General features: G+C 62.7%; 18 protein-coding genes. 11 read left to right on the top strand and 7 right to left on the bottom strand.

Translation table 11 applies throughout. The features are described from left to right. The 4 genes from X760_RS0137930 to X760_RS54075 form a co-directional block, all read left to right on the top strand. The coding region (locus tag X760_RS0137930) for a LysM peptidoglycan-binding domain-containing protein (protein ID WP_031194046.1) at positions 1-326 on the top strand (326 nt) is incomplete at its 5' end. A 151-nt stretch (positions 327-477) separates the two neighbouring features. After that, a complete protein-coding gene (gene hemH / locus X760_RS54085; protein WP_023719099.1) occupies positions 478-1,542 on the top strand; it encodes a ferrochelatase in 1,065 nt (354 codons plus the stop codon). 129 nt (positions 1,543-1,671) lie between these two features. Continuing rightward, complete coding sequence (locus X760_RS54080) at positions 1,672-2,619, top strand: SPFH domain-containing protein (protein ID WP_023719098.1); 948 nt, start codon at positions 1,672-1,674, stop codon at positions 2,617-2,619. A 4-nt stretch (positions 2,620-2,623) separates the two neighbouring features. Continuing rightward, positions 2,624-3,088, top strand: a complete 465-nt coding sequence (locus X760_RS54075) for an NfeD family protein (protein WP_023719097.1) — start codon at positions 2,624-2,626, stop codon at positions 3,086-3,088. Between the two features lie 7 nt (positions 3,089-3,095). On the opposite strand, the gene X760_RS54070 is transcribed toward X760_RS54075, so the two are convergent. Further along, a complete protein-coding gene (locus tag X760_RS54070; RefSeq protein WP_023719096.1) occupies positions 3,096-4,097 on the bottom strand; it encodes a KpsF/GutQ family sugar-phosphate isomerase in 1,002 nt (333 codons plus the stop codon). 150 nt (positions 4,098-4,247) lie between these two features. Between X760_RS54070 and X760_RS54065 the strand changes: the two genes are divergently transcribed. Next, positions 4,248-5,999, top strand: a complete 1,752-nt coding sequence (locus tag X760_RS54065; protein WP_031194044.1) for an outer membrane beta-barrel protein — start codon at positions 4,248-4,250, stop codon at positions 5,997-5,999. Positions 6,000-6,128: 129 nt separating this feature from the next. Here the strand turns inward: X760_RS54065 and galU are convergent, their stop codons facing one another. After that, on the bottom strand, positions 6,129-7,034 hold the full coding sequence (gene galU / locus X760_RS54060) for a UTP--glucose-1-phosphate uridylyltransferase GalU (RefSeq protein WP_023719094.1): 906 nt from the start codon (positions 7,032-7,034) through the stop codon (positions 6,129-6,131). A gap of 207 nt (positions 7,035-7,241) precedes the next feature. On the opposite strand from galU, the gene X760_RS54055 reads away from it, so the two are divergent. Both X760_RS54055 and X760_RS54050 read left to right on the top strand, forming a co-directional pair. Further along, positions 7,242-8,468, top strand: coding sequence for a lytic murein transglycosylase (locus X760_RS54055; protein ID WP_023719093.1), 1,227 nt, complete (start codon positions 7,242-7,244; stop codon positions 8,466-8,468). A 26-nt stretch (positions 8,469-8,494) separates the two neighbouring features. After that, complete coding sequence (locus X760_RS54050) at positions 8,495-9,745, top strand: DUF459 domain-containing protein (RefSeq protein ID WP_023719092.1); 1,251 nt, start codon at positions 8,495-8,497, stop codon at positions 9,743-9,745. 36 nt (positions 9,746-9,781) lie between these two features. On the opposite strand, the gene X760_RS54045 is transcribed toward X760_RS54050, so the two are convergent. Next, positions 9,782-11,236 (bottom strand): glutamate synthase subunit beta, encoded by a 1,455-nt coding sequence (locus tag X760_RS54045; RefSeq protein ID WP_023719091.1) that lies wholly within the window; start codon positions 11,234-11,236, stop codon positions 9,782-9,784. A 143-nt stretch (positions 11,237-11,379) separates the two neighbouring features. Next, positions 11,380-16,110: a glutamate synthase large subunit gene (gene gltB / locus X760_RS54040; protein ID WP_023719090.1), complete on the bottom strand. Its 4,731-nt coding sequence runs from the start codon at positions 16,108-16,110 to the stop codon at positions 11,380-11,382. A gap of 475 nt (positions 16,111-16,585) precedes the next feature. Here gltB and X760_RS54035 point away from each other — a divergent pair, with 475 nt between their 5' ends. Beyond that, positions 16,586-17,638: a low specificity L-threonine aldolase gene (locus X760_RS54035; RefSeq protein ID WP_023719089.1), complete on the top strand. Its 1,053-nt coding sequence runs from the start codon at positions 16,586-16,588 to the stop codon at positions 17,636-17,638. A 93-nt stretch (positions 17,639-17,731) separates the two neighbouring features. Here X760_RS54035 and X760_RS54030 read toward each other — a convergent pair whose 3' ends face one another. Beyond that, entirely contained in the window at positions 17,732-18,196 is a 465-nt protein-coding gene (locus tag X760_RS54030; protein WP_023675381.1) for an Hsp20 family protein, read from the bottom strand. A gap of 475 nt (positions 18,197-18,671) precedes the next feature. On the opposite strand from X760_RS54030, the gene X760_RS54025 reads away from it, so the two are divergent. Continuing rightward, positions 18,672-19,646: an alpha/beta hydrolase gene (locus X760_RS54025; RefSeq protein WP_023719088.1), complete on the top strand. Its 975-nt coding sequence runs from the start codon at positions 18,672-18,674 to the stop codon at positions 19,644-19,646. 144 nt (positions 19,647-19,790) lie between these two features. Then, positions 19,791-20,249, top strand: a complete 459-nt coding sequence (locus X760_RS54020) for a hypothetical protein (RefSeq protein WP_023719087.1) — start codon at positions 19,791-19,793, stop codon at positions 20,247-20,249. A gap of 150 nt (positions 20,250-20,399) precedes the next feature. On the opposite strand, the gene hisN is transcribed toward X760_RS54020, so the two are convergent. Next, positions 20,400-21,173: a histidinol-phosphatase gene (gene hisN / locus X760_RS54015; protein WP_023719086.1), complete on the bottom strand. Its 774-nt coding sequence runs from the start codon at positions 21,171-21,173 to the stop codon at positions 20,400-20,402. A 358-nt stretch (positions 21,174-21,531) separates the two neighbouring features. After that, complete coding sequence (locus X760_RS54010; RefSeq protein WP_023719085.1) at positions 21,532-22,473, bottom strand: N-formylglutamate amidohydrolase; 942 nt, start codon at positions 22,471-22,473, stop codon at positions 21,532-21,534. Positions 22,474-22,626: 153 nt separating this feature from the next. Between X760_RS54010 and X760_RS54005 the strand changes: the two genes are divergently transcribed. Beyond that, on the top strand, positions 22,627-22,989 hold the full coding sequence (locus X760_RS54005) for a response regulator (RefSeq protein WP_006199474.1): 363 nt from the start codon (positions 22,627-22,629) through the stop codon (positions 22,987-22,989). Positions 22,990-23,068: the final 79 nt, after the last annotated feature.

Here is a 23,068-nt window from a genome sequence, read left to right as displayed (position 1 = left end):
CTGCTCCGGCTGTACCGGCCAAACCGGCCGAGACGGCGCCTGCCCCGAGTCAGCCGGCCCCGAGTCAGCCGGCCCGGAGTCAGCCGGCCCCGAGTGAACCGGCCCCAAGTGAGCCGGCAAAACCTGCCGAGCCCGCCAAGCCGGCTGAGCCGGCACCGGCCGAAAGCAGCCATGTAATCGTCGCCGGCGATACCTATTGGGATCTCGCGGTGAAGGCCTATGGCGACGGCACCAAATGGAAAATGATCTTCGATGCCAACAAAGCCTACGAGCCACGCCGGCTGCCGGTCGGCGCAACCTTGACTATCCCGGCGGCCTCGAAGTAATCCGGCCGCAGGAACGCAATGCACCCGCCCGGCAAACCGGGCGGGTGCTGCATTTCTGGGATAAGGTGCGGCCAGACGCTGCATTTGAAAACCGGCGCGGCATCGCTACCTTCGCCGCGGCACCGCTGGTTTCGCGGTGTTGGAGAACCCCATGACGCTTGCCAACCCTGCTGAAAGCAAAGCCGAAACGACCGCCGGCGCGCTCCCGGCAGGACACCCTCCGGTCGGGACAGGCAAGGTCGGTGTCATGCTGATCAATCTCGGCACCCCGGACGGCACCGACTTCAAGCCGATGTGGCGCTATCTCAGGGAATTCCTGTCCGATCCGCGCGTCATCGAACTCAACAAGGCGGTCTGGTATCCGATCCTCTACGGCCTGGTCCTCACCACCCGGCCGAAGAAGTCGGGCGCCAACTATGCCAGGATATGGAACCGGGAGCGCAACGAGTCGCCGCTGCGCACCTATACCCGTGCCCAGTCCGAGAAACTCGGGCTTGCGCTCGGCGATTTATCCCATGTGATCGTCGATTGGGCGATGCGCTACGGCAACCCTTCGACCGAGAGCGTGGCCAACAGACTGGTCGAGCAAGGCTGCGACCGCATCCTGTCTTTCCCGCTCTATCCGCAATATTCGGCGACGACGACTGCGACCGCCAACGACCAGTTGTTTCGCGCGCTGATGAAGATGCGCCGCGCCCCGGCCATTCGCAGCGTGCCCCCCTATTACAACGAGCCGGCCTATATCGAGGGGCTCGCCCGTTCGATCGAAGGGCATCTGGCGAGCCTCGACTTCGATCCGGAAATCGTCATCGCCTCCTATCACGGTATTCCGAAATCCTACTCCGACAAGGGCGATCCCTACCAGGCGCATTGCCTGGAGACGACGCGGCTGCTGCGCGAAAAGCTCGGCTGGGATGAGAACAAGCTGATCACCACCTTCCAGTCGCGCTTCGGCGCGCAGGAATGGCTGCAACCCTACACCGACAAGACAGTCGAAAGACTGGGGCGCGAAGGCGTGAAATCGGTCGCCATCGTCAATCCGGGCTTTTCCGTCGATTGCATCGAGACGCTGGACGAGATCGGCAGGGAAGCGGCCGAGACCTTCCACCATGCCGGCGGCGAAAAGTTCGCGCACATCCCTTGCCTCAACGACAGTGCAGAGGGCATGGCGGTGATCGAGGCAATGGTGCGGCGCGAGCTGTCCGGCTGGGCTTGAATGGATCCCGCCGTCCATGCACCCGCAATCCGTGATCACCTGATTGTAACATTGCTGAAACACACTTAAGTGTTTGGTGGAATCGGCCGCGTGGCAATGTCCAACATGGCCTTTGAGGGGAGAGCCAAAATGGGTTTCAGTGGTTTCGATATTGCGCTTCTTGTTCTTGTCGCCCTTGTCGTGCTGGTGCTTTTCAAGGGCATCCGGACAATTCCGCAAGGCTACAATTATACCGTCGAACGCTTTGGCCGTTACACCAAGACATTGAGCCCGGGCCTCAACCTCATCGTGCCCTTCGTCGACCGTATCGGCGCCAAGATGAACATGATGGAGCAGGTGCTCGACGTTCCGACCCAGGAGATCATCACCCGCGACAACGCCACCGTGGCCGTCGACGGCGTTGCCTTCTATCAGGTGCTCAACGCGGCGCAGGCCGCCTACCAGGTCGCCGGCCTGCAGAACGCTATCCTCAATTTGACGATGACCAACATCCGCACCGTGATGGGCTCGATGGACCTCGACGAGCTGTTGTCAAACCGTGATGCCATCAACGAGCGCCTGCTGCGCGTCGTTGATGAGGCCGCGCACCCCTGGGGTATCAAGATCACCCGTGTCGAGATCAAGGACATCAATCCACCGGCCAATCTCGTCGAATCGATGGGCCGCCAGATGATGGCCGAGCGCAACAAGCGCGCCCAGATCCTCGCCGCCGAAGGCCTCAAGCAATCGCAGATCCTGGAGGCCGAGGGCCGCAAGGAAGCCGCCTTCCGCGATGCCGAGGCGCGCGAGCGCTCGGCCGAGGCTGAAGCACGCGCCACGCAGGTGGTATCGGAGGCGATTTCCAAGGGTGACGTGCAGGCGCTCAACTACTTTGTCGCGCTGAAATACACCGAAGCGCTGACCAGGATCGGTGCAGCGACAAACAGCAAACTCGTGCTGATGCCGATAGAGGCTTCCTCACTGATCGGCACGCTCGGCGGCATTGGTGAAATCGCCAGGGAAGTTTTCAAGGGCGAAGGCACCGCCAGTCCAGCACGACAGGCCCGCCCGCCCGTGGTTCGTCCCAGCGAGACCTGAGGCCATGTTCGATCGCATCATTTCCGAACTCGGTCCGTGGAGCTGGATGGTCCTCGGCTTCGTCCTGCTGGTGATGGAGGTCGTCGCGCCGGGCATTTTCATGCTGTGGATCGGCATTGCCGCGCTGTTGATCGGCGTCGTCTCGCTGCTCATCTGGGACGCCGGTTTCTGGAGCTGGCAGGTCCAGGTCCTCGCCTTCCTCGCGCTGTCGCTGGTCTCGGCCTATGTCGGCAAGCGGCTGGTGGGCGGGCGGCATGAGGAAACCGACCAGCCGCTGCTCAACCGGCGCGGCGCGCAGATGGTCGGCCGGACGGCGACCCTTGCCGAGCCGATCAAGGATGGGCGCGGCCGCATCAAGCTCGGCGACACGTTGTGGCGCGTCTCCGGCCCTGACCTGCCGGCCGGCACGCAGGTGCGCGTGACCGGTGCCGCCGACACCGACCTGGAACTGACGGTCGAGGCAGTCTAGAAGCCCGCTAGGCAGCACCGATGCGCAGCAGGTCGTGCAGATGGACGAGCCCGATCGGCCGTCTGCCTTCGACCACCATCAGGCTGGTAATGGCAGAATCGTTGATCGTCTGCAGCGCCGTCGCAACCAGTGTGTCGGGCGCCGCCATTTTTGGCTCTCTGGTCATCACCTGATCGACGCTCATGGCCAGAAGATCGCTGCCGATATGGCGCCTGATGTCGCCATCGGTGATGATGCCGATCAGCTTGCCGTCCGCCGAAGTGACCGCCACGCAGCCAAACCCCTTGCGCGACAATTCGAGGATCGCCTCGCGCATGCCGGTGCCGGACGACACCAGAGGCAGCCTGTCGCCGACATGCATGATCTCGCGGATCTGCGTCAGGTTGGCTCCGAGCTGGCCGCCGGGATGGAACGTTCGGAAATGGTCCGGGGTGAAGCCGCGCGCCTCGAGCAACGCGATGGCCAGCGCATCGCCCATCACCATTTGCAGCAGCGTCGAGGTCGTCGGCGCAAGGCCGTGCGGACAGGCTTCCGGGGCTCGCGGCAGCAGAAGCACCACGTCCGCTGCACGCGCCAGAGCCGATTTTTCGCCGGCGGTGACCGCGACCAGCGGGATCGAGAAGCGCCTGGAATAGGCGATGATGCCCTTGAGCTCGAGGCTTTCCCCCGACCACGACAGGGCGATGATGGCGTCGTTCCGAGCGATCATGCCGAGGTCGCCGTGATTGGCTTCGGCAGGGTGGACGAAGAAGGCCGGCGTGCCGGTCGAAGCGAGCGTTGCGGCGATCTTCGAGCCGATATGGCCGCTTTTGCCGACCCCGGTGACGATGACGCGGCCATCGATCTGCGACACCATGTCGACCGCCCGTGCGAACGGCTCGGCCAGCCCGTTTTCGAGCGCGTCTGCCAGTGCCGCGACGCCGGCCTGCTCTGTCGCCACCGTTCTCAGCGCCGAGGCAATCGCGGCCTGCTCGTCGAGCGGCTTCCTGTCTGGGGATTTCACGTCCATGGACGATGCGATTAGCGCTTCGGCGCGCGCCTGTCCAACGGAATTGCCGCCCAGAACACCTTGGCGGGCGATCCCTCAACGCTCCGTTAACCATCCCCATTTACGGTTTCGTAAGTATGGCGCGCGTGCGCCGCGCAAGCAGTGGTGCCGATGTCCGGGTTTCAGCCTCAAAACAAAATAGGACGAAAGGGCAACGCGGTTTGCGCTTTGCTGCTGGCAACCAGTGTCCTTGCGTTGTCGCGTCCGGCACTGCTTTGCGCCCAGGAAATCGAGCCGCGCGGTGAGGTTTCGGAATCGACAATCCTGGACGACCAGCCGTACAGGATCAGGCAGTTGGGCATGGCTGCTGCAACCGCCAACGACGATACGCCGCTGCCTACCTATCGTCCGGCCAGCCCGGGGGCCTTGCCTGACGACGGCACGGGCGAGGCGGCGGCCACAACCGGCGGCACTTTCGATCCACCAGCGGCCAGCGACGACCCGTTTGCCGACCCTGCTCCGCCGCCACGACGGCGGCCGAGCGCAACGCAACGCGCCGTCGAAGAAGGCAAGGCCAAAGATGAGGCCGTGGACAACAAGAAGAGCAAGAGAGGCGCCACTGCGACTGCAGCGACGCCGACGACCGACGACACCGACACCGCCGCCATAGACGAGCAGGATACGGCCAACCGCCGTGCGGTGACCATCGATTCCGCCGAAAGGCTCAAGCTCGACCCCGGCGCCGAGCGCACCGAAGCCATCGAAGGCCAGGACAAGAAGAACGAGGACGACCCGTTCGCCGCCACCGGCATCCAGCTCGGCTCCTTCGTGATCCGGCCGACGCTCGAGCAAGGCCTGACGTATTCAACAAACGCCGATTCGAGCAGCCTCGGCAAGCCGGCATTGCTGTCGGAAACGACGCTGCGCTTCAACGCCGTCTCCGACTGGCGGGAGAATTCGGCGACGATTGAGGGCTATGGCATCTTCCGCGAGACGTTGTCCGGCTATGACGTTCACGAGGCGCAAGGCCGCGTCGACGGCACGCTCAACATCGATCTCGACAATGATCTGCGCGCCATCGCCAAACTTGGCTACGAGGCCGTGCCCGAATCGGCCTCGGCGCCGGACGCCATCGTCGGCGCCGTTGGGCAGCCGGTGCGCCAGACCGTGAGCGGCAGCCTCGCCGTCGAGAAGGATGCGGGAAAGATGCGCTTCGCGCTGACCGGCGCGGTCGAGCACGACATCTTTGGTGACGCCAAGCTTTCGTCGGGGGGATCGCTGTCGCAGAAGGGCCGCGACTCGACGCTCTATACGGCCATTTTGCGCACCGGCTACGAGATCTCGCCTGCCATCACTCCGTTCACCGAAATCGAGGTCGGCCGGCGCGCTTATGATTTGCGCGTCGATCCAAACGGCTTCCAGCGCTCCTCGACGCGGCTTGGCGCACGGGCCGGCGTCGAGCTCGATCTCCGCGAGAAGCTTACCGGCGAGTTCTCGGTCGGCTGGCTGCGCGAAGCTATCGACGACAACGCCCTGCCGGCGATTTCGGGCGCGACGGTTAATGCCGATCTCAAATGGTCGCCGGAACGCGGCACCACGATCGGCCTCACCGCACAGACGACCGCCGAGAACACGACGAACGCGGGCGAAAGCGGCGACATGCTCTATTCCAGCAGCCTCACCGGCGAGCGGCAAATCCGCGCCAACCTGACCGGAAATGCCGCTCTCGGCGTTGAATGGCGCGACTATACCGGCTCCGACGATCATGATTTGACGCTGAGCGCCGAGGCTGGGCTGACATGGTGGCTGAACCGCTATGCCGGGCTCACCACCCGCGTCAGGACTGAAAAACTGACCAGCAACCTGGTTGGACGCGACTACACGGCCAACAGTATCTTCGTCGGCTTGAAGTTGCAGCGCTAATGCATGTCGCGCAAAAGTGTGCAGCGGTTTTGCGATAACGACATGCATAAAACAAGAACCTAAAGCGCATCGCATAAGGCTGGTCGAATGCGGCGCACTTTAGCCAGTCAGCGCGAACCGGTGTTGAAGCTAGAAGGCTACGCCGCGGCGTTCTGACGGCGCGAGTTCGTCGAGAAGCGTGCGAATGACACCGGCCATGCTTGCATTCATGTCGCTGCGCCACAGTGCGAAGGCAACGTTGGCCTCGACGAAGCCTTCGGGCGAGCCGCAGTCGAACGTCCGCCCGCGGTAGTGGTAGCCGTAGAAGGGCTGTTGCTTCTGCAGCTTCAGCATTGCATCGGTGAGCTGGATCTCGTTGCCGGCGCCTTTTTCCTGGCCTTCGAGTATCTTGAATATCTCCGGCTGCAGGATATAGCGCCCGTTGATGAAGAGGTTCGACGGCGCGGTGCCGGTCTTCGGCTTTTCCACCATGCCGGTGATGCTGAAACCGTGATGGGCGTCCTCGCCGCGGCCGACAATGCCGTATTTGTGCGCCTCGGCGGGATCGCATTCCTGCACGGCGACGATGTTGTTGCCGGTCTCGGCGTAAAGCTCGACCATGTCCTTCATGCAGCTTTTTTCCGACTGCATGATCATGTCGGGCAACAGCAGCGCAAAGGGCTCGTCGCCGACAAGCTCGCGCGCGCACCAGACGGCGTGGCCAAGGCCGAGCGGCACCTGCTGGCGGGTGAAGCTGGTCTGCCCCGGCGCCGGCTGCAGCCGCTGCAGGCGGGCGAGCTGATCATCCTTGCCACGCTGCGCAAGCGTGTCGTAGAGCTCGAACTGGACATCGAAGTGATCCTCGATGACCGCCTTATTGCGGCCGGTCACGAAGATGAAATGCTCGATCCCGGCTTCGCGCGCCTCATCGACCACATACTGGATGACCGGCCTGTCGACGACCGTCAGCATTTCCTTGGGAATGGCCTTGGTGGCGGGGAGAAAGCGCGTGCCGAGACCGGCAACCGGGAATACTGCCTTGCGAACTCTCTTCATGTGCCAATTATCCATTTGCATGCCGGTTCGGCAATCCCGATTCGAGACATTTTCATGCCGAAATCGAGCATTACTGAACGACGGGACAGAAATCTCAGCTGGTAAAGCGTCGACGCATCTTTTCATCCCGGACGGCACCTATGGTAAACCAAATGCTAACCGGGTTCGGCGATGAATAGTCTTCCTGAGATAAAGAAGGAGGAAAAGATGTCCGTTCGCAACGTCGCAAGGCGCTTCACCAGCGTCCTGACGGCCGCCAGCCTCTCGCTTGCCTTGCTCATGCCCAGCGGGCCGGCTTTTGCCGATGCCGGCTTCCGCCAATGGGTCGCCAGCTTCCGTGCTACCGCCGTGGCGAGCGGCGTTTCCGGCTCCGTCTACGACCAGGCATTCAAGGGCATCAGCGATGCTGATCCGATGGTGCTGGAAAAGGCCCGTACTCAACCCGAATTCACCGCACCCGCCTGGGATTATTTCGACAACCGCGTCCATGACCAGTCGGTCGCCGTCGGCCAGCAGATGGCAAGGAAATGGAAGCCGTGGCTGGACAGGATCGAGGCAAGATACGGCGTCGACCGCTACATCCTGCTGGCCATCTGGTCGATGGAGTCGAACTACGGCGAAACCCTCAAGCGCGATGACATCATGCGCAATGTCGTGCGCTCGCTGGCGACGCTTGGTTATGCCGACCCGAAGCGCGCGAAATTTGCCCGCACCCAGCTGATCGCGGCGCTGAAGATCCTGCAGACCGGCGACATCGACGAAAGCCATCTCAGCGGCTCTTGGGCCGGCGCGATGGGTCATACCCAGTTCATCCCCACCAGCTACCTGTCCTATGCGGTCGATATGGACGGCAACGGCAAGCGCGACATCTGGAATTCGATTCCCGACGCACTGGCGACAGCCGCCAATTTGCTGAGGAAGAACGGCTGGCAGGCAGGCAAGACCTGGGGTTATGAGGTCAGCCTTCCGGACGGCAAGAAGCTGCCCGGGGGCTCGAAGTCGCTGTCGCAATGGCAGGCGCTTGGCGTCACCCGTGCCAACGGCAAGCCATTCAAGAACGGTGGGGACAAGGCGACGTTGAAGCTGCCCGGTGGCCGGGGCGGGCCGGCTTTCCTGATGATCAAGAATTTCTCGGTCATCAAGCGCTACAACAATGCCGACAAATATGCGCTCGCCGTGGGCCTTCTTGCCGACGAAATCGCCGGCTATGGCGGGCTTGTGCAGGACTGGAAGCGACCGTTTACCAAGCTCTCCTTCGAGGAAAGGCAGGAGCTTCAGAAGCGACTTTCCGAGCACGGCTATTACGACGGCAAGTTCGATGGCAAGATCGGTGACGGATCGAAAACCGCCATCATGGCCTTCCAGGCAAAGGCCGGCTTGACCCAGGACGGGTATCCGAGCAAGGAAGTGCTCAAATGGCTCAGGCAAAACTAGAGCCGGTTACGGGATGGAGAGGGTGATTGGTTTCGGCTGCGCGCATCCGGTTGATCGTTTGTCGCGTGCCGATCCTCGTTCTGGCGATCGTCGTTCTGGCAGTCGGCGCGGCCAGCGCCTTTCATACCTCGGCCATGGCGCAGGAGCCGGAAAGTCGTGGCTGGTCGCTGCGCGACCTGTTGTTTCCGCGCAGAAGCGAGCGGTTTGAGCAGCCGCCGCCCGAATTCCCGAGAGAATTCCAGAGAACAAAGCCCAGACCCAAGCTGAGGAAGCCCCGGTCCGTTCGCCGGCCGGCGCCGGCCGAGCCGACAACCCCGGTGGCCGAGAAGGCGCCCGATGCGCGCGTCGTTCTGGTGGTCGGCGATTTCATGGCGTCTGGACTGGCTGAGGGGCTCGACGCCGCCTTTGCCGAAAACACCGGCGTCAGGATTGTCGTCCGCGCCAACGGCTCGTCCGGCTTCGTGCGCGACGATGTCTACAACTGGCCCGAACAGGTCAAGTCGCTGATCGCTACCGAAAAACCGGCAGCCGTCGTCGTCATGCTCGGATCGAACGACCGTCAGCAGATGCGCGTCGGCGATGTGCGTGAGCAGCCGCGATCCGAAAACTGGACCAAGGAGTACGAGCGCCGGACCGAAGCGCTCGGCAAAGCCATCGCTTCAGCCAAGGTGCCGTATCTGTGGGTTGGCATGCCGGCCTTCCGGGTCTCGAAAATGACCTCCGACATGCTGGCCTTCAACGACATCTACCGCTCGTCCGCCGAAAGCCACGGCGGCGAATTCGTCGATGTCTGGGACGGGTTCGTCGACGAGAACGGCGCCTTTATCACCAGCGGACCGGACATAAACGGCCAATCGGTGCGCCTGCGCTCCGACGACGGCATCAACATGTCGAAGGCCGGCAAGCGCAAGCTCGCCTTCTACACCGAAAAGCCGCTGATGAAGATCCTTGGGCTGGCCGCTCCGGGAAGCGTGGTCACAGCTTCTGCCCCGGCCGGCGCTCCCGTCGAGGCGCCGGCACCTGCTGCCGCACCGATAGCCGCCGATCGCACTGTGCCGATGCTGCTCAGCGATCCGGCGCTGGACGGCGGCTCGGAACTTCTCGGCGCCGCCCCGCCGGCAAAGGCGGACAAGAATTTGCCCGGCGAAAAGCTGATCGTCGAGGGCAAGGCGACCGACGCCTCGCCCGGCCGCGCCGACGATTTCTCGTGGCCGCCCAAGATACAACCTGCGACTGCGGCTGCTGCATCCGACACGACGACGGCGATCCGGCAGTAAAACTGGCGACTCTTTCTGTAGAGTTTCGGAACGGACTCAGCGCGGCAGCACGCTCGATCCCATCAGAGACTCATCGATGGCGCGCGCCGCCTGGCGGCCCTCGCGGATTGCCCAGACGACCAGCGACTGGCCGCGCCGCACGTCGCCAGCCGCATAGAGCCTTTCGACGCTGGTTCTGTAATCGCGGTCATTGGCCTCGACGTTCTTCGAACGGCGGCTGTCGGTGACGATCGTCATCTGCCCGTCGAGTTCCGACACCGGCCCTCGAGCGGCTGGCCCGGCAAAGCCGATGGCGATGAACGCGAGATCGGCGCGGATGACGAATTCGGTGCCGGCGATCGGCTTGCGCTTTTCGTCGACCTCGCAGCATTTGACCCCGGTCAGCTGGCCGTCTTCGCCGATGAATTCAAGCGTCGCCACCTGGAATTCGCGCTCGGCGCCTTCGGCCTGCGAGGACGAGGTGCGCATCTTGGTCGCCCAGTAGGGCCAGACCGATAGCTTGTCTTCCTTTTCCGGCGGCTGCGGCCGGATGTCGAGCTGGGTGACGCGCACCGCGCCCTGGCGGAAGGCGGTACCGACGCAGTCGGAGGCAGTGTCGCCGCCGCCGACGACGACGACATGCTGGCCGCCGGCGACGATCGGGCGCGACGGCCATGCCACCGACTGGATCGGCTCGCCGCCGATGCGCTTGTTCTGCTGCACCAGATACGGCATCGCGTCGTGCACGCCGTCGAGATCGTCGCCCGGGATGTTGGCCGGGCGCGGCGTTTCGGAACCGCCGCAATAGAGCACCGCGTCGTATTCGGCGAGCAGTTCGGCGACCGGCTTGTCGACGCCGACATTGACGCCACAATGGAAGCTGACGCCCTCGCCCTGCATCTGCTCGATGCGCCGGTCGATATAATGCTTCTCGATCTTGAAATCGGGGATGCCGTAACGCATCAGCCCGCCCGGCCGGCTCTCGCGCTCATAGACGTGAACGTCATGGCCGGCGCGGCCAAGTTGCTGGGCGGCCGCCATGCCGGCCGGCCCCGAGCCGATGATCGCGACGCGCTTGCCGGTCTTCCGTTCCGGCGGATAGGGCCGGATATGGCCGGTTTCGTAGGCTTTGTCGGCAATCGCCTGCTCGATCGTCTTGATGGCGACCGGAATGTCCTCGAGGTTCAGCGTGCAGGCTTCCTCGCAAGGTGCCGGACAGATGCGGCCGGTGAATTCCGGAAAATTGTTGGTCGAATGCAGGTTGCGGATCGCGTTGTCCCAGTCGCCATTGTAGACGAGGTCGTTCCAGTCCGGGATCTGGTTGTGGATCGGGCAGCCGGTCGGTCCATGGCAATACGGAATGCCGCAATCCATGCAGCGCGCCGCCTGTTTCTCGACCTCCTTATCCGACATCGGCAGCGTGAACTCGCGGAAATGCCGGATGCGGTCGGAAGCCGGCTGGTACTTGTGCACCTGCCGATCGATCTCGAGAAACCCTGTTACCTTGCCCATAGTCCAGTCCCTGCTGTCCGGAAGGCACGCCTGGCGACGCACCCGTTAACCTCATAAGGCAGCCGTGGCAACCTTCAGTCCGAGGTCAGGATTGTTGATGAAGATGGTTGCCGGGACGCATGGCTTCCCGGCAATTTCCAAATCTATTCCGCCGCCACGTTCATGCGCATACGTTCCATCTCGATCAGCGCGCGGCGGTATTCGACCGGCATGATCTTCCGGAATTTCGGCCGGAAAATCGCCCAATCGTCGAGGATTTCGCGACCTCGTACCGAGCCCGTGTAGTGGACGTGGTTGGAGATCAACTGGTAGAGCCGCTCCTCGTCATGGCTGGTCATATCGCCGGATACGTCGACACGGCCCTTGTGGTCGAGATCGCCGCCATGGTGGAGCAGCTTTTCCATCAGGTCGTCCTCTTCCGGAACCGGCTCCAGCTCGACCATCGCCATGTTGCAGCGTTCGGCGAAATCGCCCGCCTCGTCGAGCACATAGGCGACGCCGCCCGACATGCCGGCGGCGAAGTTGCGACCGGTCTGGCCGATGACGACGACGATACCGCCGGTCATGTATTCGCAGCCATGGTCGCCGACGCCTTCGACGACGGCGGCGACGCCCGAATTGCGCACGGCAAAACGCTCGCCGGCGACGCCGCAGAAATAGGCCTCGCCCTCGGTCGCGCCGTAGAGCACGGTATTGCCGACAATAATGGACTCGGCAGCAACGATTTTCGTGTTCTCCGGCGGACGGATGACGATGCGGCCGCCCGACAGGCCCTTGCCGACATAGTCGTTGGCCGCGCCTACCAGTTCGAACGAGACGCCGCGCGCCAGGAAGGCGGCGAAGGACTGGCCGGCCGTGCCGGTGAGCTTGACCGAGATCGTGTCCTCGCGCAGGCCCTTGTGCTTGAAGCGCTTTGCCACTTCACCCGACAGCATGGCGCCGGTCGAACGGTCGACGTTGCGGATCGGCAGTTCGATGCTGACTGGCTGCCTGGCTTCGAGCGCCGGCTTTGCCAGTTCGATCAGCTTGCGGTCGAGCACGTCGTCGATCGGATGCTTCTGCCGCTCGGTCCAGTGCACCGCCTCGTGCGGCGCATCCGGCTTGTAGAACATCTTGCTGAAGTCGAGCCCGCGCGCCTTCCAGTGCTGGATCAGCTCGCGCTTTTCCAGAAGGTCGGTGTCGCCGATGATCTGGTCGAGATGGGTGTAGCCCATCTCGGCGAGCAGCGCCCGGACCTCTTCCGCCACATAGAAGAAGAAGTTGATGACGTGCTCGGGCGTGCCCTTGAAGCGCTTGCGCAGTACCGGGTCCTGCGTCGCGACGCCGACCGGGCAGGTGTTGAGATGGCACTTGCGCATCATGATGCAGCCGGCCGCGATCAACGGCGCGGTCGAGAAACCGAACTCGTCGGCGCCGAGCAGCGCGCCGATGACAACGTCCCGCCCGGTGCGCAGGCCGCCATCGACCTGCAGCGCGACGCGCGACCTGAGGCCGTTGAGCACCAGCGTCTGGTGCGTCTCGGCAAGGCCCATTTCCCACGGACTGCCGGCATGCTTGAGCGAGGTCAGCGGTGAAGCGCCAGTGCCGCCGTCATAGCCTGATATGGTGATGTGATCGGCACGCGCCTTGGCGACGCCGGCCGCAACCGTGCCGACACCGACTTCCGAGACCAGCTTGACCGATACGTCCGCCGCCGGATTGACGTTCTTTAGGTCGTAGATGAGCTGCGCCAGATCCTCGATCGAATAGATATCGTGATGCGGCGGCGGCGAGATCAGGCCGACGCCCGGCGTCGAATGCCTGACTTTGGCGATGGTCGCGTCGACCTTGTGGCCCGGCAACTGGCCGCCCTCGCCGGGCTTTGCCCCTTGCGCGACCTTGATCTGCATCATGTCGGAATTGACAAGATACTCCGCCGTGACGCCAAAGCGTCCCGAGGCGACCTGCTTGATCGCCGAGCGTTCGGGGTTCTTGCCGCCGCCCGGCAGTGGCAGATAGCGGTCGGCCTCTTCGCCGCCCTCGCCGGTGTTCGACTTGCCGCCGATGGCGTTCATGGCGCGCGCCAGCGTCGTGTGCGCTTCCCTGGAGATCGAGCCGAAGGACATCGCCCCGGTCGAGAACCGCTTGACGATGTCGGCCGCCGGCATGACCTCGTCGAGCGAAACCTTCTTGCGCCCAGTTTCTTCCGCGAGCCTGATCTTGAACAGGCCGCGAATGGTCTGGGCACGGGCCGTCTCGCTGTCGATCTGGGCGGAATAGTCCTTGAACGTTTCCCACGAGCCCTGGCGCACGGCGTGCTGCAAGGTGGCCACCGCATCCGGCGACCAGATGTGTGCTTCACCGCGCATGCGGAACACGTATTCGCCGCCCACCTCGAGGCTGTTGCGCAGCACCGGGTCGTTGCCGAAACCATCGGTATGGCGGCTGAGCGTCTCGGCCGCGATCTCGTCCAGTCCGACGCCCTCGATCAGTGTCGCGGTGCCGGTGAAGTATTGCTGCACGAAATCGGTCTTCAGCCCGATGGCGTCGAAGATCTGCGCGCCGCAATAGGACTGGTAGGTCGAGATGCCCATCTTGGACATCACCTTGAGGATGCCCTTGCCGATCGACTTGATGTAGCGGGAGACCACTTCGTAGGCGTCCACCTCTTTCGGCAGTTCGCCACGCTTGTGCATATCGAGCAGCGTGTCGAAGGCAAGATAAGGGTTGATCGCCTCGGCGCCATAGCCGGCAAGGCAGCAGAAATGATGCACTTCGCGCGGCTCGCCGGATTCCACGACCAGCCCGACCGAAGTGCGCAATCCCTTGCGGATCAGGTGGTGGTGCACCGCGGCTGTCGCCAGAAGCGCCGGGATGGCGATCCGGTCCGGCCCGACCTGGCGGTCGGACAGGATGATGATGTTGTAGCCGCCGGCGACCGCCGCCTCCGCCCGCTCACACAAGCGGTCGATGGCACCCTGCATGCCCGCTGCGCCCTCGTTCGAGCCATAGGTAATGTCGATCGTCTTGGTGTCGAACCGGTCCTCGGTGTGGCCGATGGAGCGGATCTTTTCGAGATCGCCATTGGTCAGGATCGGCTGGCGCACCTCGAGCCGCTTGCGGCGCGAATTGCCAACCAGGTCGAAGATGTTGGGCCGCGGCCCGATGAAGGACACCAGGCTCATCACCAACTCCTCGCGGATTGGGTCGATCGGCGGGTTAGTGACCTGAGCAAAGTTCTGCTTGAAATAGGTGTAGAGCAGCTTCGACTTGTCCGACATCGCCGAGATCGGCGTGTCGGTGCCCATCGATCCCACGGCTTCCTGGCCGGTGGTCGCCATCGGCGACATCAACAGCTTGGTGTCTTCCTGGCTGTAGCCGAACGCCTGCTGGCGATCGAGCAGGCTGACATCCCTGCGCAATTCGCGCGGCTCGACCGGCTTCAGGTCTTCGAGGATGAGCTGCGTGTTGGCGAGCCAGCTCTTGTACGGATGCCTGGTCGCAATCTCCGACTTGAGCTCCTCGTCAGAGACGATGCGGCCCTTCTCGAGGTCGATCAGAAGCATACGGCCGGGCTGCAGCCGCCACTTCTTGACAATCCTCTCCTCCGGCACCGGCAGCACGCCGGCTTCCGAGGCCATGATGACGCGGTCATCGTCGGTGACGATGTAGCGTGCCGGGCGCAGACCGTTGCGGTCGAGCGTGGCGCCGATCTGGCGGCCATCGGTAAAGACCACCGCCGCCGGTCCGTCCCACGGCTCCATCAGCGCGGCATGGTATTCATAGAAAGCCTTGCGGTCGGCATCCATGAGCTTGTTGCCGGCCCAGGCTTCCGGGATCAGCATCATCATGGCGTGGCTGAGGCTGTACCCGCCCTGGAACAGGAACTCGAGCGCATTGTCGAAGCAGGCGGTGTCTGACTGGCCGTCGTAGGAGATTGGCCAAAGCTTCGAGATGTTGTTGCCGAACAGTTCGGAATCGACGGACGCCTGTCGCGCCGCCATCCAGTTGTTGTTGCCGCGCACGGTGTTGATCTCGCCATTGTGTGCGACCATGCGGTAGGGATGCGCCAGCTTCCACGACGGGAACGTGTTGGTCGAGAAGCGCTGGTGGACCAGGATCAGCGCGGTTTCGAAGCGCGGATCGGTGAGGTCCTTGTAATAGGCGCCGACCTGGTAGGCCAGGAACATGCCCTTGTAGACGATGGTGCGCGCCGACAGCGACACGCAGTAGGAACCGATGTCCTTGTTGTCGTTCTCGGCGTAGATGCGGCCCGATATCACCTTGCGCAACAGATAGAGCCTGGCCTCGTACTCCTCGTCGTCAAGAATGTCGGCTGTACGGCCGATGAATATCTGACGATGGAACGGCTCGGACGCCACGATATCAGGCGCCGTCGACAAGGACGAATTGTCGACGGGCACATCACGGAAACCGATGAGCGGAAGCCCCTCGGACTGCGCCGATTCGGCAATGATGTCCTCGATGTGAGCACGAAGTGCTGCATCCTGCGGCATGAACCAGTGTCCGACACCGTACTGACCGGCCGGCGGCAGTTCGATGCCCTGGGCTGCCATCTCTTCGCGGAAGAAACGGTCTGGAAGCTGCACCAGCACGCCGGCGCCATCGCCGGCCAGCGGATCGGCGCCGACGGCCCCGCGATGCGTCAGGTTTTCGAGCACGGCAAGGCCGTCCTCGACGATCTGATGCGACTTCACGCCCTTCATGTTGACGATGAAGCCGACGCCGCAGGCATCATGCTCGTTGCGCGGATCGTAGAGGCCGTGCGCGGCATAGCCGGTGCTGGTTCGCCCAATATTGGTCAGGGACGGATTTTTGACGGCTGCCGCTTTCGTCTGCGCGGCCTTCGTCGCAGATGGCGTCATGTCCGTCATCGTCCTGTCCTCCGTTCCGTCCCCTTCGGGCGCTGGTTTCCGTCGGGAAGCGCGTGGCTCCCCTTTCAATCTTGCGGCACGTCTGGCGAAATTCTTGCCGACCGTGCGGCTTTCCGCATGGCTCGCATATGGTATTCGTACAGGCCAGAGCCAGGCTGTCTAGCTGTCGCTCGCGGCAATGGCCGTAGAGGCGCAATCATATGCCAATGCGGCCAGTTTTGTGCGACAAAATAAGACAGCACTACTGTCCTAAATTTTTATGACAGAAATCTTGAGCGCATACAAGACCGATTCACAAAATTATTGGAGCGTTGGCGACAGAAAATTGCGCGGAACGCGGCGACAGCGTAACCTTCAGTCGCTGCATTTACGGTCCGGCTTTCACTGGCTTTAGCGGATTTTCGGCATCTGCCACTTGCGGCCGGCATGCGAAAGCGGCCAAGCTCGCACCAATTTCCCCAGCATAGGCAGACGCATGATTTTCGCTTCCGACAATTGGGCAGGCGCCCATCCCCGTATCGCTGCCGGCCTGTCGGCCCATACCGACGGCTTCTCCACCGCCTATGGCGACGGTATACTCGATAAGGCCGTTTACCAGCGCTTCAATGAAATCTTCGAATGCGAGGTCGCGGTGTTTTTCGTGGCCACCGGCACCGCAGCCAATTCGCTGTCGCTGACTACCTACAACAAGCCAGGCGGCATTTCCTTCTGCCATCGCGAATCGCATGTCATCGAGGACGAATGCGGTGCACCGGAATATTTCACCGGCGGTTCGCGGCTTTATACAATCGACGGCGCACTCGGCAAGATCGATGCCGGCGATCTGGAACGGGCAGTGGGCCGTTTCGCACCCGAAAACGTCCATTCCGGGCGGCCGATGGCGGTTTCGATCACCCAATCGACCGAGGTCGGCACCGTGTACACGCTGAACGAAATCGCCAGGATTTCGGCGATTGCAAAGCAGCACGGATTGCCGCTGCACATGGACGGGGCCCGCTTTGCCAATGCGCTCGTCGCGCTGGGAACGACGCCGGCGGAAATGACCTGGAAGCACGGCGTCGACATCCTTTCCTTCGGCGGCACCAAGAATGGCTGCTGGTGCGCCGAGGCGATCGTGCTGTTCGACCTCGAGCGAGCCAAGGAATTGGCGTTTTTGCGCAAGCGCGCCGCCCAACTGTTCTCGAAATCGCGCTTCATCGCCGCGCAATTCGATGCTTATTTCAGGGGTGGGCTATGGCTCGACACGGCACGGCACGCCAATGCGATGGCGGCACGCCTAGCCGCGGCGATCGAAGATTCCCCTTCAGCCCGGCTGGCCTGGCTACCGCAGGCGAACGAGGTCTTCGCGGTCATGAAAAAGGCCGAGGCCGAAAGAGTGCAAGCAGCAGGCGCCGTGTTCCACGACTGGCATAGGCCGCTCGGCTACGACAACCATGTCGGCGAGGACGAAGCTCTCTATCGCTTCGTCACCAGCTTCGCGACCACGGCCGACGAGGTCGACCGTTTCGGCTACCTGCTCGCCGGATAGCAAGTCTTACCACCAGCAAAAAGGGGCGGCGCATTTGCTGCACCGCCCCTTTTTCCCGGGGAGTTGGCGTCCCGGGGAGTTTAGCTGCCCGATTTAGGCGGCGGTCTTGGCCTCGATCTGCTTGGCCTTGGCCGGAGCCGAGGTGATCGCGATCTTGCGCGGCTTCAGCTCTTCGGGGATGTTGCGCTTGAGGTCGACAAAAAGCAGGCCGTTCTTCAGCGCGGCGCCGACAACCTCGACGTGATCGGCAAGCTGGAAGCGGCGCTCGAAGGCTCGGCTGGCGATACCGCGATAGAGCAGTTCGGAGCCTTCGCCATTGCCTTCCTCCTTGCGCTCACCCTTGACGGTCAGCACATTGCGGTGAGCTTCGATCGAAATCTCATCTTCCGAGAAGCCGGCCACAGCCATCGAGATGCGATAGGCGTCCTCGCCGGTGCGCTCGATGTTGTAAGGCGGATAGGTCTGGCCTTCCGGCTGCGCAAGCGAATCGAGCATGGTGAACAGCCGGTCAAAACCGACGGTCGAACGGTAGAGCGGGGAAAAATCAACGTGACGCATGGTGTGTTCTCCTGTTGAGCAACAAGGTTTGCGTATGGCCGGTGCGAAACCCGTGACGGCGTTCCGGATGGGCCAGCGGCCCCGACATTGGCGGCCGCATAACAAATTTGGGAAGCGGGCGACGGCATTTCAAGATTTGCCCGCGTCCGAACCGCATCGGCCCCTGATCACGTCCCGATGCCGATGAACGGCAGATGAACCGTGGCTTCGGCGAGCGTTCAGCCAGACGCATTAAAACTGTTCTCGAGATCAGAAACAGGTCGCCTGAGAAGGCGACACGACGAGGCCGAACCGGGTGTAACGTCCCTTCCTCCCGGGTCGACAGAGGCCGGAAGCACGCCCTAGGCTGCTTCCGGCCTTACTTGTTCGCTGCCTGGGTCGACGTCCCCGGCGTCCCGAATTCCTTTGCTTTTGGCGCATGGGCGTTTATGCCTGACTTGCGCCCACGCCGTCACCGACGCCAACCAAACACCGTATGACCGATCTGTTCCCCCAGCCCTCCCTGTTCTACGAAACTCCAGGCAATCCGCTGCCGGAAAACGCGGCCGGCGGCTTCTTCACCACGCGCGACGGCAAGAAGATCCGCTATGGGCTGTTTGCCGCGGTTGCCCGCCCGATGAAGGGCACCGTCGTCGTCCTGACCGGCCGCAACGAGTGCATCGAGAAGTATTTCGAGACCATTCGCAACCTTGCCGACCGGGGTTTTGGCGTGGCGACCCTCGACTGGCGCGGCCAAGGCGCTTCCGACCGGATGATCGGCGATCGCCAGCGCGGCTACGTCCGAAGCTTTTTCGACTATACCGGCGATCTCGAGCAGTTCTTCGAAGAGATCGTGCTGCCCGATTGCCGGGGACCCTACTACATACTGGCCCATTCGGCCGGGGCGGTAATTGCGCTGCTCGCCGCACCCTCAATGGCGAACCGCGTACGTCGCATGGTGCTGATCGCACCGTTCTTCACCGTGCCTGACCTCCCGGTTTCGGTAAAAACCGTTCGCCGCATCTGTTCGCTGTTCTGCCTTCTCGGCCTTGGCCGGCTCTATGCCGCATGGGGGCCGCGGCCGAAGGAATCGGTGCCCTTCGCCATAAACAAGCTGACCAGCGACCCGGAACGCTATCGACGCAACACGCTGATCTACGAAACCTATCCGCAGCTGGCGCTCGGCGGACCGACGATCTGCTGGCTGAAGGCGGCCACGGAGGCGTCCTTGATCGTCAGCGACCGGGATTTCATGGCCAAGGTCCAGGTGCCATTGCTGATGATCGCCGCCGGCGCCGACCAGGTCGTCTCGACCAGGGCAGTCGAAGCCTATGCAAGACGTCTGCGCGTCGGCTCGCTAGTGATGATCGACGGCGCTCGCCACGAGATCCTGCAGGAAGCCGACCTCTATCGCGAGCAACTGCTTGCGGCATTCGATGCTTTCATCCCAGGAACCGGCGACGCTGTTTGACCGCTTCGCCCGCGCCCGGCAACAAAGCCTGCGCGGGTTGCTTGCCCGGCGCAGCTTGCCCCTTATTCCCGTTCAGGCATCGAGCGCTAGGTAGCGGCCAAAGAGATTGGCGGCAATTCGGCAGAGACCGGGAGAAAAACGACCATGAACGCATCGAACACGCTGTCACGTCAGGGGCATCGGCTACTGCAGATTGGCGTCGCGCTGCTGCTGTTTTCGTCATTCGAAGGGTTTGCAATACCCTACCTCGCCGCACCGCGGCTCGGACTGTCCGCGCACACGCTCAGCGCCCTGGAGGGCGTTCTTTTGCTGGCGCTAGGCCTCACATGGTCTAGGCTCAATCTCGGCGCGGCGATGTCGCGGATTGCGTTCTGGCTGCTGATCTATTCGGCTTTGGCGATCCTGGCCGCCTACGTGATCGCCAGCGCCTGGGGGGCCGGCAACGAGACAATGCCGTTGGCGGCCGGAGCCTTCCACGGAAGTGCCTTTCAGGAAACCGTCATCAAAGGCGTGGCGTATTCGTCTGCGCCGACCGGCCTCATCTCTTTCGTGCTCATTTTGTGGGGCCTGCGTCTCTCGGACGCTTGGCCTGCCGATAGCTAATGCATGCCCCGCAAAAGTGCGCAGCGGTTTTGCGATACGACATCCAAACGAGCGCGTCTCCCATGAGTCGATTCAAACCCGACGCGCTTTAGAACCGTACCACGGTTTCCGTCGGATTTGCGCAAAACAGACGCTTGGGTATACGGATCCTCAGCCGCGCAGCGCCGCCATCGCTGCTGCGTGCAGCTCCGGCGTCGCCGCCGCCAGGATGTCGCCGCCCTTTTCCGCCGGTCCGCCCTCGAAAGTGGTGACGACGCCGCCTGCCTTCTCGATGATCGGGATAAGCGCAACGATGTCGTAGGGCTTCAATCCCGGATCGGCAACGATATCGACGCTGCCTGCCGCCACCATGGCGAAGGCATAGCAGTCGGTGCCGTAGCGGGCGAGCTGGACCTGTTGCTCGAACAAGTCGTAGCGCAGGCGCGCGTCTCCCTTGAACAGCGCCGGCGTGGTGGTGAACAGCGTCGCGTCGGCGAGATTTGTGGTCTTGCGCGTCGTGAGTTTTCGCGGGCCACCAGGACCTTCATAATGCGAGCCGGAAGCGTTGGCGTAGAACAGCTCGCCGGTGAAGGGCTGCGACATCATGCCGGCGACGGCATCGCCGTCGACCGTCAGCCCGACCAGCGTGCCCCATACCGGCAGGCCGGAAATAAAGGCGCGTGTGCCATCGATCGGATCGATCACCCAGACATGCCGGCTGGAGATGTTTTCGCTGCCATGTTCCTCGCCGAGAATTCCGTGATCGGGGTACTGCTCGCTGATCAGCACCCGGATGGCGCGCTCGGCCTCGCGGTCGGCCTCGGTGACCGGGTCGAAGCTGCCGCGCTCCTTGTTGGTGACCGCGCCCTGATTGCGGAAGCGCGGCAAGGTCTCGGCTGCGGCGGCACGCGCAATGCGCCGCATGAACTCGATGCTGATGTCCAACTGATTCTCCCGCTCCAGCATGTTTGAGATGCCGGTTTGCCTACGGATTTGTGCCGAAACAAGGGCGTTTTGTACCGAAACAAGGGCATTCGGAGCCTTTCGCACGACGCCAACTGTTGCTCGAATGCAACGCAGTCATCATGGAAATGCAATTTCCACTTCACAGTGAATTAAAAAAGCCGGAACGTGCCTTGACATTTGTGCAGCGCACAATACGTTTGTTCTCGGACAGGGGTTCCTGTCCATGCCCTCCTTGGGCGTTTCCTCCCTAGACTTCGACCGTGTCGTGCAAACGATGCGGTCTTTTTTTACGCTTTTTACGCTGCCACATGAGCGGCGAATGCCGCGATTCCGGCCGCTATTCGGCGGCCAGCGGCAGATCGACGAAATGATGATCCGGCATTGCCATCAACTCGGCCGAAAACCGCGCCAGGTCGTCGGCCAACGCGTCGAAACCAGCTGATCTCTGGAACGTCCGCTCATTCATGTAGAGCCCGCGATTGACCTCGATCTGCAGAGCATGCAGATGGCGCACGGGCCGGCCATAGTGCTCGGTAATGAAGCCTCCGGCATAGGGCTTGTTGTGGGCAACGCTGTAGCCCATGCCGGTGAGCAGGCCGATCGCCGTCTCGGTCAACGCCGCCGCGGCCGAGATGCCGAAACGGTCGCCGACGATGAAATCCGGCCGCAATCCGCTGTCGCCAACTCTTATGCTTGCCGGCATCGAGTGGCAGTCTATCAGCACGGCGTAGCCGAAGCGCGCATGCGTTCTGGTCAAGAGCCGCTTCAGCGTCTCGTGATAGGGTTTGTAGACCGCTTCGATGCGCGCCACGGCTTCGGCCAGCGGCAAGCGGCCGGAATAGATGTCGAGCCCCTCGCCTACCAGCTTGGGCACGGTACCGAGCCCGCCGGCCACCCGCGCCGAGCGGATGTTGCAGAAGGACGGCACCGGTTCGGCGAACATGCGAGGGTCGAGTTCCCACGGCTCCCGGTTGACGTCGAGATAGGCGCGCGGGAAGTTTGCCGCCAGCATCGGCGCCCCGAGCGCGACGGCACCGCCGAACAATTCCTCGACATAGCAGTCCTCGGAGCGGCGGATGGCGTTGCGGTCCAGCTTGGCCATCGCCATGAACCGGTCCGGATAGTAGCGGCCGCTATGCGGCGAGTTGAAGAGGAAGGGAACGCGCTGTTCGGCGCCCGATCGGATTTCGAAGGGTGGAACGACCGAAAAATCCTCGGCTGCCGTTTTCAATTTGAACGAACCCGGAAATACCAATGCATCATGACAGGAAAGTGCCACCTCGCCGCCCGCATGTCCAGCCGCCGAAGCGCTAGCCAAATCAGGATTGTGCGCCCAACGTTCACTTGATGTTTACCGTCACCTCCTCATATACAGCATGGTTAACGGGCTTGCCGCACGGCATTGTCGGTTGGGTGATTCGGACGGGACAAGATGGCACGCATTCTGCTGGCGGAAGACGACGACGACATGCGCCGGTTCCTCGTCAAGGCGCTGGAGCGCGCCGGCTATCAGGTCAGCGATTTCGACAATGGTGCCAGCGCCTATGAGCGGTTGCGCGAGGAACCTTTTTCGCTGCTTTTGACCGACATAGTCATGCCCGAGATGGATGGAATCGAGCTCGCCCGCCGCGCCACCGAGATCGACCCCGATCTCAAGGTGATGTTCATCACCGGCTTCGCCGCCGTCGCGCTGAACCCCGATTCGAAAGCGCCGAAAGACGCCAAGGTGCTGTCGAAGCCGTTCCACCTGCGCGACCTCGTCAACGAAGTCGAAAAGATGTTGCAGGCCGCCTGACGCGCTTTTTGTCGCGTCTTGACCGACGCGGCAAGCCAGCCATTCTTTCCCTTTCCCGCTATTGACGCGCTGAACCAAA

Source organism: Mesorhizobium sp. LSHC420B00, from assembly GCF_000503055.1.
In the GTDB taxonomy this organism is placed as follows: Bacteria; Pseudomonadota; Alphaproteobacteria; order Rhizobiales; family Rhizobiaceae; genus Mesorhizobium.
Note: the sequence above shows the minus strand (reverse complement) of the source record. Positions and strands in the feature narration are given on the sequence as shown.

Coding starts and splice junctions, on each gene's coding strand:
- hemH (WP_023719099.1), top strand. CDS start 478: ATGACGCTTGCCAACCCTGCTGAAAGCAAAGCCGAAACGACCGCCGGC.
- X760_RS54080 (WP_023719098.1), top strand. CDS start 1,672: ATGGGTTTCAGTGGTTTCGATATTGCGCTTCTTGTTCTTGTCGCCCTT.
- X760_RS54075 (WP_023719097.1), top strand. CDS start 2,624: ATGTTCGATCGCATCATTTCCGAACTCGGTCCGTGGAGCTGGATGGTC.
- X760_RS54070 (WP_023719096.1), bottom strand. CDS start 4,097: ATGGACGTGAAATCCCCAGACAGGAAGCCGCTCGACGAGCAGGCCGCG.
- X760_RS54065 (WP_031194044.1), top strand. CDS start 4,248: ATGTCCGGGTTTCAGCCTCAAAACAAAATAGGACGAAAGGGCAACGCG.
- galU (WP_023719094.1), bottom strand. CDS start 7,034: ATGAAGAGAGTTCGCAAGGCAGTATTCCCGGTTGCCGGTCTCGGCACG.
- X760_RS54055 (WP_023719093.1), top strand. CDS start 7,242: ATGTCCGTTCGCAACGTCGCAAGGCGCTTCACCAGCGTCCTGACGGCC.
- X760_RS54045 (WP_023719091.1), bottom strand. CDS start 11,236: ATGGGCAAGGTAACAGGGTTTCTCGAGATCGATCGGCAGGTGCACAAG.
- gltB (WP_023719090.1), bottom strand. CDS start 16,110: ATGACGGACATGACGCCATCTGCGACGAAGGCCGCGCAGACGAAAGCG.
- X760_RS54035 (WP_023719089.1), top strand. CDS start 16,586: ATGATTTTCGCTTCCGACAATTGGGCAGGCGCCCATCCCCGTATCGCT.
- X760_RS54030 (WP_023675381.1), bottom strand. CDS start 18,196: ATGCGTCACGTTGATTTTTCCCCGCTCTACCGTTCGACCGTCGGTTTT.
- X760_RS54025 (WP_023719088.1), top strand. CDS start 18,672: ATGACCGATCTGTTCCCCCAGCCCTCCCTGTTCTACGAAACTCCAGGC.
- X760_RS54020 (WP_023719087.1), top strand. CDS start 19,791: ATGAACGCATCGAACACGCTGTCACGTCAGGGGCATCGGCTACTGCAG.
- X760_RS54005 (WP_006199474.1), top strand. CDS start 22,627: ATGGCACGCATTCTGCTGGCGGAAGACGACGACGACATGCGCCGGTTC.